Raw genomic sequence first — 14,383 nt, forward strand, 5'->3', positions numbered from 1 at the left:
CCTGGCCGGGCGCTCCGCCCGTGTCGCCCCCGGCGTCAGGTCGGGCGGCTGCTGAGCCCCGCAGCCGCCGGGCCTGTGCCCGGTGCGTTCCCTACTCCTCCCTCCTCCTCAGCCCGGCGGCAGCGGTTGCCACAGGCAGCCGCAGTCCGGGTGTCCTCGTAGCCGTAGGCGGCGGGGCATCCCGTCGCCCGCCGAGATCTCGCACCAGCCGTCAACGCTCGGCGGCCGACCGCCATCCAGGTACACCTGGACGTGCAGTGCCGCGAGGCCAGCGACGGCCGTCGCCAGGGCGGTGTCGCAGGCCGGGGTGCGGGCCCGGCCGGGGCCGTTGTCCGCCAGCTGGGCCAGGACCCGCGGCCAGGTCGCGTCCTCGTCCTCCCGCCGCAGCACCAGGCAGTGCCCGCAGGCCGACCTTCCGGGGATCACCAGTGGCCCGATGATGCCGAACTCCTCGACCACGCCCACGTACAGGTGGGGCACCCCGGCCCGGAGCAGCAGCCGGGCCTCGTACGTGCCGCCCGCGAAGGCGGCGCTGCCGTCCCTGGGCGCGAGGACCACGAAGTCGGGTGGCGGGTCGTCGGATTTCCGCCGTGGCACCGGGACCAGCGGTCGGCCCGCGGCCCGTTGCACCGTCTCCCGGGCGACCGTCGAGCGCAGCCGCCCGACGTCCGTGGGTGGCAGTCCCGCGGGGGAGCAGTCGCCGTGCTGGACCCGCCCGCTGTCGGCCACCGTGACGGTGCCGGTGCCGCCGGCGGCGAGCACCGCCGCCACGGCCGCGCCGACCCGGCCCGCGCCGCGCACCTCGATCCGGGTCTCGGCCCGCCGGGCCAGGACCGCCGGGGCGGCGCCCGGGCCGGAGTGGACCAGGGACAGCGAGGCGAGGTCGGGCCCGAGCAGGTCCCGGTGGGGCCGGGGGAAGCGGGAGAGTGCCCGGTCGGTCGCTTCCGCGTCGTCCAGCAGCCCGGTCTCCTCCAGCTCGCTCAGCAGGGTGTCGGTGGGTTCCCGGCCGAGCCCGATCCGCTCGCCGGCGGACAGCAGCTCGGGTCGGTCGCGCGTCCCGTCGACCAGTTCGAGGAACTCGCACAGCGTCTTGTCGGCGTTGCCGAGCACTCCGGCGTACCGGGTGACGGTGCCGAACTGCAGGGTCTCGGAGTCCCGCCAGCTGCGGGACAGAGCGGGCTTCAACACGAGGCGCACGACGATCTCCCTTCCGATCGTTTCCGGACGGCTGACCGCAGCATGCCCCATCGCGCCGACTGCGTGCAGAAAGTTATCCACAGGCCCGTGGGCATGATCACACCATCTGTTTGCAGACCCTGTGGATAACTGCCCATCCTCCCCGGCGTCGGTTTCCGGACACCCCCTGTCGGCCTTTCGTTCCCGATCGCTCCATGAAAGATTTCGGCCACGGCACCGGACTTCTGTCAGCTGTACCGGGTAACGTCGTGTGCCATGGCAGCCGAGCGGGACTCCCATCCACCGGCGTCGCGTCGGCGTGCCCGTGCAGCGACCGGGTCGCAGATGGCGGCGCCGAGCACGCGCGGGCGCCCGGACGAAAAGCAGCGCGAGAAGCAACGCGAGAACCAGCACGAGAAACAGCAGGCGAGGCCGCAGCACCCGCCGTCGAACGTCGTGCCCCCGGAGGTGCACGACCGCAGCCGGGTCGAGGTGCGGCGCAGCGCCCGCCGCAGCCGCACCGTCTCCGCCTACCGCGAGGGCGATCGCACCGTCGTGCTGATTCCGGCCCGGATGTCGCACGCCGAGGAGCAGCGCTGGGTCGCGCAGATGCTGGAGAAGCTCGCAGCCCAGGAGCGCCGGCGGATCCTCGGGGACGATGCCCTGATGGCTCGGGCCAGGGAGTTGTCGACGGCCTACCTGGGCGGTCGTGCCCAGCCCGTCCAGGTCCGCTGGGTGACCAACCAGAATTCGCGCTGGGGCTCGTGCACTCCCAGCGAGGGGACGATCCGGCTGTCCCACCGGCTTCAGGGCATGCCGGAATACGTGCTGGACTACGTGCTGCTGCACGAGCTGGCGCACCTGCTGGTGCCGGACCACGGCCCGGCGTTCTGGGCGCTGTTGGAGGCCTATCCGCGGACGGAGCGGGCCCGCGGCTATCTGGAGGGCGTGGTGTCCGCCGCCCGGCTCCCGCACATTCCGGGTGCCCGGCACGGTGCGCCGGGGCCGGATCCGGCGGCCTCCTGTGGTTGAGGCGGCTTGATGAAGAGTGACCGAAAAGGGGGCGCGGGCCGATAAGGCCCGCGCCCCCTAGGTGCGTCGCACCTCAGGCGGTCAGGCGGTCAGCCGCCGTGCCCGGGCGACCAGGTCGCGCACCGAGTGGTCGGTGAGCTCCGGCAGCCGGTCGTAGTCGAACCAGCGCAGATCCAGCGACTCCTCGCTGATCAGCGCCTGCGCCCCGGCGGGGGCCAGCGCGATGTACTGGACGTCCAGGTGGGTGTTCTCCGGCCGGTCCTTGCCGGTGCAGCGGACCTGATGGCGGTCCAGCTTGGCGGGGACGGGTGCGCCGTTCTCCCGCAGCAGGGTGAGGTCGGGGATGCCGGACTCCTCGACGGCCTCGCGCAGCGCGGCGGAGGCGAGGTCGGCGTCGCCGGGCTCGCAGTGCCCGCCCATCTGCAGCCAGATGCCCACCTTGGGGTGCAGGGTGAGCAGCACCCGCCCCGCGGCCGGGTCGATGACCGCCGCGCTCGCCGTGAGGTGGGCGGGCAGGCAGGACCGGTACACGCCCTCGGGCTGCTCGGCGAGGTGCGCGAGGTAGTCGAGCCGCAGCTGTTCCTGGTCCTGGTCGGCGGGCCGCCAGTCGGTCAGGGTGCGGACGGCGTCCGCGTGCAGGGTGGACGTGCCCGTCCCGGTGGCCGTCATGCGGTGGGCTCGCCCTTTCCGTCGGTGCCGTCCTCGTCGGTCGTCGGCGAGTCGCCCTTGGCCCGGTCGTCCTTGGTGAGGTCGGGCTTGCCGGCAGCGGCCTCGCCGAGCAGCTTGTCGAGGGCGTCGAAGTCGAACCCGCCCTCCAGGTCGCCGCTGCCGCGGTGCACGAAGGCGTCCGGGTCGTCCAGGTCGGCAGCGGTGGGCAGCATGTCGGGGTGCTCCCAGAGGGCGTCGCGGCCCTCGACGCCGCGGGCGTCGGCGAGCAGTGCCCACAGCCGGGCGGCGTCGCGCAGCCGGCGCGGGCGCAGCTCCAGGCCGACCAGGGTGGCGAAGGTCTGCTCGGCGGGGCCGCCGGCGGCGCGGCGGCGGCGGACGGTCTCGCGCAGCGCGCCGGCCTGCGGCAGGTGGGGTTCGGCGGCGGCGTGGACGACGGCGTCGACCCAGCCCTCGACCAACGCGAGCGCGGTCTCCAGGCGGGCGAGCGCGGCCTTCTGCTCGGGGGTGTCCTCAGGCTGGAGCAGGCCGCCGGCCAGCGCCTCCTGGAGGGCCTCGGGGTTGCTCGGGTCGAGCTGGCCGACGAGCTCCTCCATGCGGGAGGTGTCGACCTTGATGCCGCGGGCGTAGGCCTCGACGGCGCCCAGCAGGTGGGCCCGCAGCCACGGCACGTGGGCGAAGAGCCGCTGGTGGGCGGCCTCGCGCAGGGCGAGGTAGAGCCGGACCTCCTCGGCGGGCACGTTCAGGCCCTCGCCGAACTCGGCGACGTTCTGCGGCAGCAGGGCGGCCTTGCCGGCCGGGGCGAGCGGCAGGCCGACGTCGGTGGAGCCGACGACCTCGCCGGCCAGGGCGCCGAGCGCCTGGCCGATCTGGGTGCCGAACATGGCGCCGCCCATGGAGCGCATCATGCCCATCAGCGGGCCGGCCATGGCCTGCATCTCCTCGGGCAGGACGCCGCCCATGGCGGTGCCGACGCGCTCGGCGACCGGGTCGACGAGGTCCTTCCAGACCGGGAGGGTCGCCTCGATCCACTCGGCGCGGCTCCAGGCGACGGCGGTGCCGGCGCCGGAGGGGAACTCGGTGACTCCGTCGAGCCACAGGTCGGCCAGGCGGACGGCCTCCTCGACGGCGGCGCGCTCGGCGGCGCCGACCGAGCGGTCCTTGCTCTTGCCCTCGGCGGGTTCGGCGACGACGGTCTGCCGGGCGATGTTCTGGGCGAGCTCCCAGTTCACCGGGCCGCCCTCGAAGGAGAGCATCTGCCCGAGCTGCTGGAAGGCGGCGCCGAGGTCACCGGGGTTCAGACCGCCGAACATCGCGGCGAACGGGTTGTCGGCTCCGCCGCCGCCGGGGCCGCCCGGGGCGCCGGGCATGCCGAACATCGCGCCGAAGGGGTTGCCGGCTCCGAAGCCGAACGGCTGGGGGCCGCCGGTGCCTTCCTGGCCCTGCTCCTTCTTCTGCGCGTCGTCGGGCTTGGCCTTGCCGTCCTCGGGCTCCTCGGGCGGAACGCCGAATCCGAAGGGAAGGTCGCTCACGGGGTCCTCGATCCGGTCGGCCGTCATACGGGTGTGGCGGGAAGTGCTGCCGCCCGGGGGTCCGGTGGAGCGGGGGACTCGTGGGCGGCTCCCGCGCGCAAGCCCGCGCCGGGTGCACCGCCGGGCCTTCGCCTCGGGCAGGATGGGACGTACGTGACACACGTCCGTACGCACATAAGCTAACCGTGGAGGATGGCCGGTGAGTTCCCCGCCTTCGGACGTTCGCTCTGGGCTGACCGCAGGAGAGGACGACCCGGACACCACGGTGTCGCCGCCTCCAGCCTACGGCGGGCGGCCGCTGACCGTGGCCGTGACCGGCGCCGCGGGAGTGCTGGGCGAGCGGGTCGCCGCCCGGCTGGTGGCCTCGCCGCACGTGCGCAGGGTGCTGGCGGTGGACGACCGGCGCGGTGAGGTCGCGGGCGTGCAGTGGCGGGTGCTGGACGTGCGGGATCCGGCGGTGGCCGAGCGGCTGGCCGGGGTCGACGTGGTGGTGCACCTGGCGATGGACTTCGGCATGGAGTCCGACCCGCGGGCCCGCAGCGCCTACAACGTGCGCGGCGCCCAGACGGTGCTGACCGCGGCCGCGGCCGCCGGGGTGCACCGGGTGGTGCTGTGCACCTCCGCGATGGTCTACGGCGCGCTGGCCGACAACGAGGTGCCGCTGGCCGAGGACTCCGAGCTGCGGGCGACCGACGAGGCCTCTCTGGTCGGGGACCTGCTGGAGATCGAGCGCCTGGCCCGGCGGGCGCCGCGCGCCCACCCGGGGCTGCAGGTGACGGTGCTGCGCCCGGCGGTGGTGGTGGGCCCGGGGGTGGACACCGTGCTGACCCGGCACTTCGAGGCGCCCCGGCTGCTGGTGGTGGCCGGTTCCCGCCCGTGCTGGCAGTTCTGCCACGTGGACGACCTGGCGGCGGCGCTGGAGTACGCGGCGCTGGGCCTGGTCGAGGGCGAGGTGACGGTCGGCTGCGACGGCTGGCTGGAGCAGGAGGACGTGGAGCGGCTGTCGGGGATCCGGCGGATGGAGCTGCCGGCCGCGCTGGCGCTCGGGACGGCGGCCCGGCTGCACCGGCTGGGTCTGACCCCGGCCCCGGCGGGGGACCTGGCGTACACGATGTACCCGTGGGTGGTGTCCGGCAGCCGGCTGCACGAGGCGGGCTGGCGGCCGGAGTTCACCAACGAGCAGGTGCTGGCGGAGCTGCTGGCGCAGGTGTCCGGCAAGCACGCGGTGGCGGGGCGCCGGCTGGGCGGCAAGGAGGCCGCGACCAGTCTGGGGGCGGCCGGGGCGACGGTGGCGCTGGTCGGTACGGCGGCGCTGGTGCGCCGGGCCCGCAAGCGGCGCCGTTTCTGATCCGGGGATCTCCGAGCGGGCGGGTACTGAACGGGCGGCAAGCGATTCTCACGATGCGAAATTTCGTAATCGTGATGCGGAAGCCCCTTGTCGTGGTCGACCCCGGATGAGGAATCATGGGGTCATGTCCGAGAACCACGACCCCATCCGCCTGCTCGCCATCCGCGACACCCCGCTCTCCCTGGACGAGGTGTACGAGGCGGTCGGCGACGACGCGGCCGGCGGCACCACCGTCTTCGTCGGGACGGTCCGGGACCACGACGGCGGCAAGTCGGTCTCCGCGCTGGAGTACAGCTGCCATCCCACCGCCGAGCAGGAGATGCGCCGGATCGCCGAGAAGGTCGTCGCCGACTTCCCGGTCAAGGCGCTCGCCGCGGTGCACCGGGTGGGCCGGCTGGAGATCACCGACAAGGCCGTGATCGTCGCCGTCTCCTGCGCCCATCGCGGCGAGGCCTTCGCGGCCGCCCGCCGGCTGATCGACGACCTCAAGCACGAGGTGCCGATCTGGAAGCACCAGGTCTTCGCCGACGGCGAGGAGGAGTGGGTCGGCGCCGGCGGCTGCTGACCACACCCCGCCACCCCGCACCCCGCACCCTGCCAACTCGCACCCTTCACCGCCTCCGGGCGCCGGTCCCGGCCGGGTGCGCCGGAACCGGCCGCACACGGAGCGCGTCCCTCGGGTCAGGCGCGCCGAGGCCTCACCCGAACGGGTCCGGCCTGGTAGGCCGGATACTCCCTGGAAGTGAGCCGATCGGCCGTCCCGTAACCCGGACGGCGCTGGCCGCGTTGTCCGCCGGAGTGGTTAATCTGCTCATAGACAACGACGAGCTGGGAGTACTGATATGGGTGCGCTCGCCTGGTTGATCATTCCGGTTGTCGCCGTCCTGGTCGCCGCCGCCTGGGCGGGCTGGGCCCAGCGGGCCCCGAAGGCGACGGGGGACCCGGCCTCCCTCGCCGAGCACCGGCGCTTCATGGCCGCGATGGAACGCACCACCGCCGGCACCGCCGCCCCCAGGGAGCGCTCCGGCCGGTAGCCCGGCGGGCGCCGCGTCATCCGCGTCCCGTACTGTCGAGGCATGCCACGCCGCTCCGCGACGATGCTCGCTGCCACCCTGCTGCTCATAGCGCTGCTCTGCGTCTCGGTGCTGATGAAGGTGCCGTACACGGAGATGAGCCCGGGCCCGACGTACAACACGCTCGGCGACCAGGGGGGCAAGCCGGTGATCACCATCACCGGCCACGACTCGTACAAGACCTCCGGGCACCTCAACATGACCACCGTGCAGGTCACCGGGGCGAAGTACGAGCCCAGCCTGGTCAACGCGGTGATCGGCTGGATGCGCGACGACGTGCTGGTGGTGCCGCACGACAACGTCTACCCCAAGGGCCAATCGGACGCGGACGCCAAGAAGCAGAACGCCGAGGAGTTCGCCTCCTCCGAGGACAGCGCCCGCACCGCCGCGCTCAAGGAGCTGGGCGTCCCGGTCGGCGACGAACTGATCGTCAAGTCGGTCACCGCGGGAGCCCCGGCCGAGGGCCGGCTGCACGCGGGGGACCAGATCGTCGCGGTGGACGGCGCGGCCGTCGACTCGGTCGACCAGGTGGTCGCCGCCGTCACCAAGCACAAGCCCGGCGAGTCGGTGGTCTTCACCGTGGTGCCGCGGGCCAAGGACACCTCCGGCAACGGCTCTGCCACCCCGGGCACGAAGACCGACGTCACCGTCCCGACCGTGCGGGCCAAGGACCTCGACCCGAAGGCCCCGGCCGAGCGGGCCGAGCTCGCGGTGGTCGGCATCGGCACCGGGATCCGGCACACCTACCCGTTCCAGATCGACATCGGGCTGCAGGACGTCGGCGGCCCCAGCGCCGGGCTGATGTTCTCGCTCGGCATCGTCGACAAGCTCACCCCCGGCGGCGACCTCACCGGCGGCAAGTTCGTGGCCGGCACCGGCACCATCGACGACGACGGCAAGGTCGGCCCGATCGGCGGGATATCGATGAAGCTGATCGCCGCCCGGGACGCCGGGGCCGAGTACTTCTTCACCCCGGCCTCGAACTGCGCTGAGGCCACCAAGAACGTGCCGTCCGGGCTGACCCTGATCAAGACGGACACCCTGGACGGCGCGCTGAAGTCGCTGGAGCAGATCCGCTCCGGGCAGACCTCCGCGCTGCCGTCCTGCCCCAGGTAGCGGGTTCTAGGAGAAGGTCGCCAGCAGCGCGTCGGTCAGGCCGGGCACCAGGTCCGGGCCGGTCAGCACCTCGCGGGCGACGTCCTTGGAGCGCAGCCGCAGGGCGATCTCCTTCCGGCCGTCGCGCAGCACGGCGGCGGTGATCCGCACCTCCTCGCGCTTGGGGTGGTTGGCCACCCACTCGGCGAGCTGGGCGTCGGAGGCACCGCGCGGGCGGGACTGCTCGGCGCCCGGCGGCAGCATCAGCCGCTCGACCACCAGGGCGCAGCCGGCCACCGCGTCGGGCCAGGCGATGGTGCCGAGGAACTTGTCGAGCTCCATGCCGGCCGGGAGCTCGTCCTGCTCGACCGGGGTGAGGCCGGGCTCGTCGCCCTCGGCGAGGCCGAGCTGCTTGGCGACCCGGGGGTCGGCCTTGCGCAGGGCGGCGCTGTCCACCAGGGCGAACAGTCGGGCCGGGAGGTCCCAGCCGAGGGTGGCGGCGTACTCGTCGATCTCCAGCGCGGCCCGGGTGAGCGGGGTGGCGGCGGGGAGCTTGGAGACGTCGTCGGGGGAGTTGTTCAGATCAGACGCGTCGGACATGACTCAATCCTCACACGCCTGGCGGTGGGCGCTCGCCGGAGCAGCCGGCGGGACGGCGCGGCGGGGGTCGTGCGGGGCGGCGTCGTAACCGTCTGCTAACGGTGGGAACTCGACCAAAGCCTGGTTAAGTTTCTCTGACGACCGACCGATTCCCAGACGACACAGCTGAGGTGCCACCGTGGTATTCCAGATGCCGGAACGCTCAGGGCCGGGTTTCCGGCGGAGGGTGGGCCCGCCCTCCCGGCGGGCGCGGGTGGCCCTGCTGACCCTGGGCGTGCTCGCGGTGCTGTTCCTGCTGTTCGTCATGTTCGCCGGGTTCTGGACGGACTGGCTGTGGTTCAGGTCGGTCCACTACTCCTCGGTGTTCACCACCCAGCTGTGGACGAAGATCGGGTTGTTCGCGGTGTTCGGCCTGCTGATGGCGGTGATCGTCGGCTTCAACGTCTGGCTGGCGCACCGGCTGCGGCCGCCGCTGTCGGCGATGTCGGTGGAGCAGCAGAGCCTGGACCGGTACCGGGCGGGGCTGGCGCCGTTCAAGCGCTGGGCGCTGATCGGCGTCTCGCTGGTGATCGGCCTGGTGGCGGGAGCCGCGGCGTCGGGCCAGTGGCGGACCTGGCTGATGTGGACGAACGCGACGTCCTTCGGTGAGAAGGACGCCCAGTTCGGCATGGACGTCTCGTTCTACGCCTTCGACCTGCCGTTCTACGAGTTCGTGCTGGGCTTCGCGTTCAGCGCGGTGATCGTCTCGCTGCTGACCTCGGCGCTGGTGCACTACCTGTACGGGGGGCTGCGGCTGCAGGGTCCGGGCCGTCGGGCGAGCGCGGGCGCGCAGGGGCACCTGGCGGTGCTGCTGGGCGTGTTCGTGCTGCTGAAGGCGGTGGCGTACTGGCTGGACCGGTACGCGCTGGCGGTGAAGACCGGCTCCTACAAGGGGGTTTCGGGCTGGACGGGCCTGCGCTACGTGGACGCCAACGCCTTCCTGCCGGCCAAGACGATCCTGTTCTTCGTCGCGATCATCTGCGCGGTGCTGTTCTTCCTGACGCCGATCCGCCGCACCTGGGCGCCGGCCCTGATCGGGCTGGGGCTGATGGTGCTGTCGGCGGTGCTGATCGGCGGCCTGTACCCGGCGATCGTGCAGCAGTTCCAGGTCAAGCCGAACGAGCAGGCCAAGGAGACGCCGTACATCCAGAAGAACATCGACGCGACGCGGCAGGCGTACGGGATCGCGGACGCGCAGACCACCCCGTACAGCCCGCAGGGTTCGACCACGGGTGACGCGCTGAAGCCGGACGCGCAGACCATCGCGGACGTGCGGCTGCTGGACCCGAACATCGTCTCGCAGACGTTCCAGTCGCTGGAGCAGCAGCGCAACTACTACGCGTTCCCGAGCACGCTGTCGGTGGACCGCTACGGCACCGGCGCGGACAAGCAGGACACCGTGATCGGCCTGCGCGAGCTGGACCTCAACGGGGTGCAGCGCAACTGGATCAACGACCACTTCAAGTACACCCACGGCTACGGCGCGGCGGTGGCCAAGGGCAACCAGGTCGACGACAAGGGCGGCCCGGTGTTCACCGAGTCCGGCCTGCCGACCACCGGCTCGCTGGGCGACTACGAGCAGCGGATCTACTACGGCGAGAAGACGACGACGTACTCGATCGTCGGCGGCTCGAACAAGGAGATCGACTACACCGACGTCAAGACCGGCCAGAACGTGGAGTACACGTACACCGGTGACAGCGGTGTCTCGCTGGACAACCCGATCACCCGGGCCGCGTACGCGGTGCGCTTCGCCGAGCCGCAGATCCTGTACGCGGGGGCGATCACCGACGGCGCCAAGGTGATCTACAACCGGACGCCGAAGGAGCGGGTGGAGAAGGTCGCGCCGTGGCTGTCGATCGACGCCGACCCGTACCCGGTGGTGCAGAACGGCCGGGTGGTGTGGGTCGTGGACGGCTACACCACCTCGGACGGCTTCCCGTTCTCGTCGAAGACGACGCTGGGCGCCGCGACCAAGGACTCGCTGACCAACCAGCGCGGTGAGCTGCTGACCGTCGCCAACCAGGTCAACTACATCCGCAACTCGGTCAAGGCCACGGTGGACGCCTACACCGGCGAGGTGAAGCTCTACCAGTGGGACGAGAAGGACCCGGTGCTGAAGACCTGGATGAAGGCCTTCCCGGGCACGGTCGAGCCGAAGGCGGACATCCCGGCGGCGCTGCTGCCGCACCTGCGCTACCCGCAGGACATGTTCAAGGTGCAGCGCGACCTGCTCGGCCAGTACCACGTGACCGACGCCAACTCCTTCTTCAACGGCAGTGACATCTGGCAGGTCCCGGTGGACCCGACCAGTGACACCAAGCAGGTCCAGCCGCCGTACTACGTGACGGTGCGCACGCCGGACGCCGCCGCCGCGAGCTTCTCGCTGACCAGCACCTTCGTGCCCAACCAGCGGCCCAACCTGGCGGCCTTCATGTCCGTCAACGCGGATCCGGGCGACGACTACGGGAAGATCCGCGTTCTGAAGATGACGGGCGAGAGCGGCGCCCCCGGCCCCGGCCTGGTGCAGTCGAAGTTCAACTCCCGCCAGGAGGTGGCCTCGCAGATCTACGCGCTGAAGACCGGCGGCGACACCGAGCTGGAGTACGGCAACCTGCTGACCCTGCCGGTCGGCGGCGGTCTGCTGAACGTCGAGCCGGTGTACGTGCGCGGGCGCGGTGCCAAGTACCCGACGCTGCAGAAGGTCCTGGCGGTGTACGGGGACGACAACGTGGCGTTCGAGAACACCCTGGAGGACGCGCTGAAGAAGCTGTTCGCCGGGCAGGCCCCGCCGGCCACGCCGGTGGCGCCGTCCAGCCCGGGCGGCGGGACGGCTCCGGGCAACGGCACGGCGCCGGGCACCGGGACGACGCCGACCTCTCCGGGGACGCCGACGCCCACGCCGACCGGACCGGGCACCCCGGCGCCGGGCGGGACGATCTCGCCGGAGCTGCAGAAGGCGCTGTCGGACGCGGAGAAGGCGTACAACGACAGCCAGACCGCGTTCAAGAACGGCGACTGGGTGGCCTACGGCAACGCTCAGAAGGCGCTCGGGGACGCCCTGAAGGCGGCCGACGCGGCCCGCGCCGGCAGCCCGACGGCGGCCCCGACGGCGGCGCCGACCGGGTCGGGGGCGCCCAGCCCGCACCCGTAGTCCCCGCTGAGCTGCGGTAACCGTTTTTGGTTCCACCCCGTGTCCGTGCTACGGTTCTATCACCGACGCGGGGTGGAGCAGCTCGGTAGCTCGCTGGGCTCATAACCCAGAGGTCGCAGGTTCAAATCCTGTCCCCGCTACTCAGTAGCAAGAGGCCCGGAGGATCATTCCTCCGGGCCTCTGCGGTTTCCGCGGAGCCCTGCCGCGGTGCGGGCCGCCGGCGTTTCCGTGCTATTGTTTGATCACCGACGCGGGGTGGAGCAGCTCGGTAGCTCGCTGGGCTCATAACCCAGAGGTCGCAGGTTCAAATCCTGTCCCCGCTACTCAGTGTCAGAGGCCTGGAGGATCATTCCTCCAGGCCTCTGTCGTTTCGTGCGGGGTTTCCGTCCGGAAGCGGTGGGAACCGCTCCGGTACTATCGACCGTCGCCAACGGGGACGGCACTGGGGTTTGTGGGGTGGAAGTGTCGGGAAATCGACAAAGCGCCGAAGCAATTTCGTCGGCTTCAGGGCTGCCCCGCTCGAATTCGGCCGGGGCAGGTGTACGCGGGTAGCGGGTGATGCGACGATGGGACACACGGGGGACGGTGCACGGCCGCTGATGGGCCGTCGGGTCCGGCGCCTCTCCTGGGAGTCCCCCCGGCCGTCGGCCGGGGCACGATGCCGCGACACTCTGGGGGAGCGGGAGTCGTCATGAGGCTGATCGGCAAGTCAGGCACCAAGTCCGGTGCGGCAGTCGAGGCGGACACCGACGCCTGGGCGGAGAGCGCCGAGAGCCCCGACAACCGCCCCGGGGCCCTGCCCGCCCAGCGCACCAGCGGACTGTCCGAGCGTCCCGCGGCCGGCGGCTTCGGGCCCGACAGCCTCGTCCACGTGTCCACCCGTCAGTTCTCCGCCGCCGTGGGCCCGTACGGGGCCGGGGGCGAGGAGCCGCCCTCCGGCGCCGCGCTGGACCCGGCCGGGCTGGACTCGACCAGCTTCGAGACCGCACTGGCCGCCCGGGAGTCCGCCGCCCTGGAGGCCCGGCACCGGCAGGCCGCCGACGGCGGCGACGCGGACGCCGCCGGCCGGCTCGGCACCCTGCTGCTGCGCCGCGGCGACCTGGAGGACGCCGAGCCCTACCTGCGCGCCGCCGCGGCCGCCGGGGTGCGGGCCGCCGCCAACAACCTGGGTGTCCTGCTGCACCAGCAGGGCCACCGCGCCGAGGCCGCCCAGTGGTGGCACCAGGCCGCGGTGGCGGGCAGCGCCCCCGCCGCGCACGCGCTCGGGCTCCAGCTGCGCGACCAGGGCGAGGAGGAGGCCGCCGAGTACTGGCTGCACTTCGCCGCCGACCACGGCCACCCGCTGGGCGCCTACGCGCTCGGCGACCTGATGGAGCACCGGCGCGACGTGCGGGCCGAGCGCTGGTTCAAGGTCTCCGCCGACGCCGGGCACCGGGAGGCCGCCTACCGGCTGGCCCGGATGCGCGAGGCCGCCGGGGACAAGGAGACCGCCGAGGCCTGGTACCGCACCGCGGCCGCCCGCAGCCACGCCCGCGCCGCGCTGCGCCTGGGCGTGCTGCTGGAGGAGCGCGCCCGCACCGACCAGTCGCTGCTGGAGGAGGCGGCCCGCTGGTACCGCCAGTCCGCGCAGAACGGCGAGCCGCGCGCCGCCTGCGCGCTCGGCTTCCTGCTGCGCGACTCCGGGGAGGTCGCCGCCGCCGCCGAGTGGTGGCAGGAGGCCGCCGAGGCCGGCGACGGCAACGCCGCCAACGCGCTCGGCGCCCTGCACGCGAGCCGCGGTGAGGCGAAGGAGGCCGAGCACTGGTACCGCACCGCCCTCGACGCGGGTGACCAGAACGGCGCCTTCAACCTCGGCCTGCTCTGTGCCGGAACCGGCCGCGACCAGCAGGCCGAGCAGTGGTACCGCCGGGCCGCGTACGCCGGGCACCGGGAGGCCTGCAACGCGCTGGCCGTGGTGCTGCTGCAGCGCGGCGACGAGTCCGGCGCGGAGCCGTGGTTCTCCAAGGCCGCCGAGGCCGGAAGCGTGGACGGCGCCTTCAACCTGGGCGTGCTGCACGCCGGGCGCGGCGAGGCGCGGCAGGCCCAGGAGTGGTACGCGCGGGCCGCCGCCGAGGGCCACGGCGAGGCGGCGCTGCAGCTGGCCGTCGCCCAGGAGCAGCGCGGCAACCTGGCGGGCGCCCTGGAGCGCTACCGCCAGGCGGCGGCGGGCGGTTCGGCGGAGGGCGCGTTCCGGCTGGCCTCGGTGCTGGACCGGCGCGGGGACGCGGACGCGGAGGCCGAGCACTGGTACGCGCTGGCGGCCGACGCCGGGCACCGGCGGGCGCAGGTGCGGATGGGCGTGCGGGCGGCCGAGCGCGGGGCGCTGGAGATCGCCGAGAGCTGGTACCGGAGGGCCGCCGAGGCGGGCAGCCGCAGCGCCGCGTTCAACCTGGGGCTGCTGCTGGCCCGGCAGGACAGCGAGGCGGAGGCGATGCTCTGGTACGCCCGGGCCGCCGACGCCGGGCACGGGCGGGCGGCGCTGCGCCTGGCGCTGCTGGCGCTGCGCCGGGGCGAGCCGGTGCAGGCCGAGAACTGGTGCCGGCGGGCGATCGACTACGGACCGGCCGAGGTCGCGGAGCGGGCCGGGCGGCTGCTGGGCGCGCTGCACGCGGAGCTGAGCGCGTAGCCG

General features: G+C 73.0%; 11 protein-coding genes and 2 tRNA genes. 9 read left to right on the plus strand and 4 right to left on the minus strand.

All coding sequences use genetic code 11. From position 1 onward, the window contains the following. Nucleotides 1-108: 108 nt before the first annotated feature. On the minus strand, nucleotides 109-1,197 hold the full coding sequence (locus tag ACIG5E_RS08760; protein ID WP_396532477.1) for a TOMM precursor leader peptide-binding protein: 1,089 nt from the start codon (nucleotides 1,195-1,197) through the stop codon (nucleotides 109-111). Nucleotides 1,198-1,521: 324 nt separating this feature from the next. Between ACIG5E_RS08760 and ACIG5E_RS08765 the strand changes: the two genes are divergently transcribed. After that, nucleotides 1,522-2,208, plus strand: coding sequence for a M48 family metallopeptidase (locus tag ACIG5E_RS08765; RefSeq protein WP_396532478.1), 687 nt, complete (start codon nucleotides 1,522-1,524; stop codon nucleotides 2,206-2,208). Nucleotides 2,209-2,289: 81 nt separating this feature from the next. On the opposite strand, the gene ACIG5E_RS08770 is transcribed toward ACIG5E_RS08765, so the two are convergent. Next, nucleotides 2,290-2,877: an NUDIX hydrolase gene (locus tag ACIG5E_RS08770; RefSeq protein WP_396532479.1), complete on the minus strand. Its 588-nt coding sequence runs from the start codon at nucleotides 2,875-2,877 to the stop codon at nucleotides 2,290-2,292. Then, on the minus strand, nucleotides 2,874-4,406 hold the full coding sequence (locus ACIG5E_RS08775; RefSeq protein WP_396532480.1) for a zinc-dependent metalloprotease: 1,533 nt from the start codon (nucleotides 4,404-4,406) through the stop codon (nucleotides 2,874-2,876). The genes ACIG5E_RS08770 and ACIG5E_RS08775 overlap by 4 nt, the downstream gene beginning before the upstream one ends. Before the next feature lie 199 nt (nucleotides 4,407-4,605). Between ACIG5E_RS08775 and ACIG5E_RS08780 the strand changes: the two genes are divergently transcribed. The 4 genes from ACIG5E_RS08780 to ACIG5E_RS08795 all read left to right on the plus strand — a co-directional run bounded on the left by ACIG5E_RS08780 (nucleotide 4,606) and on the right by ACIG5E_RS08795 (nucleotide 7,943). Beyond that, nucleotides 4,606-5,754 (plus strand): NAD-dependent epimerase/dehydratase family protein, encoded by a 1,149-nt coding sequence (locus tag ACIG5E_RS08780; RefSeq protein WP_396532481.1) that lies wholly within the window; start codon nucleotides 4,606-4,608, stop codon nucleotides 5,752-5,754. Between the two features lie 124 nt (nucleotides 5,755-5,878). Beyond that, entirely contained in the window at nucleotides 5,879-6,319 is a 441-nt protein-coding gene (locus ACIG5E_RS08785; RefSeq protein ID WP_396532482.1) for a molybdenum cofactor biosynthesis protein MoaE, read from the plus strand. Between the two features lie 295 nt (nucleotides 6,320-6,614). Then, nucleotides 6,615-6,788, plus strand: a complete 174-nt coding sequence (locus ACIG5E_RS08790) for a hypothetical protein (protein ID WP_396532483.1) — start codon at nucleotides 6,615-6,617, stop codon at nucleotides 6,786-6,788. 42 nt (nucleotides 6,789-6,830) lie between these two features. Next, nucleotides 6,831-7,943 carry a PDZ domain-containing protein gene (locus ACIG5E_RS08795; RefSeq protein ID WP_396532484.1) on the plus strand — a complete coding sequence of 371 codons (1,113 nt, stop codon included), beginning with the start codon at nucleotides 6,831-6,833 and terminating at the stop codon, nucleotides 7,941-7,943. A gap of 6 nt (nucleotides 7,944-7,949) precedes the next feature. Here ACIG5E_RS08795 and ACIG5E_RS08800 read toward each other — a convergent pair whose 3' ends face one another. Further along, nucleotides 7,950-8,522 (minus strand): PPA1309 family protein, encoded by a 573-nt coding sequence (locus ACIG5E_RS08800; RefSeq protein WP_396532485.1) that lies wholly within the window; start codon nucleotides 8,520-8,522, stop codon nucleotides 7,950-7,952. Nucleotides 8,523-8,712: 190 nt separating this feature from the next. On the opposite strand from ACIG5E_RS08800, the gene ACIG5E_RS08805 reads away from it, so the two are divergent. From ACIG5E_RS08805 to ACIG5E_RS08820, 4 genes are all read left to right on the plus strand, one after another. Then, nucleotides 8,713-11,715, plus strand: a complete 3,003-nt coding sequence (locus ACIG5E_RS08805; protein ID WP_396532486.1) for a UPF0182 family protein — start codon at nucleotides 8,713-8,715, stop codon at nucleotides 11,713-11,715. A 66-nt stretch (nucleotides 11,716-11,781) separates the two neighbouring features. After that, a tRNA-Met gene (locus tag ACIG5E_RS08810) sits at nucleotides 11,782-11,855 on the plus strand. Between the two features lie 109 nt (nucleotides 11,856-11,964). Then, nucleotides 11,965-12,038: transfer RNA gene (locus ACIG5E_RS08815), tRNA-Met, on the plus strand. Nucleotides 12,039-12,406: 368 nt separating this feature from the next. Next, a complete protein-coding gene (locus ACIG5E_RS08820; protein WP_396532487.1) occupies nucleotides 12,407-14,380 on the plus strand; it encodes a tetratricopeptide repeat protein in 1,974 nt (657 codons plus the stop codon). Nucleotides 14,381-14,383 lie beyond the last annotated feature (3 nt).

Source organism: Kitasatospora sp. NPDC053057, assembly GCF_044546945.1.
Taxonomy (GTDB): domain Bacteria; phylum Actinomycetota; class Actinomycetes; order Streptomycetales; family Streptomycetaceae; genus Kitasatospora.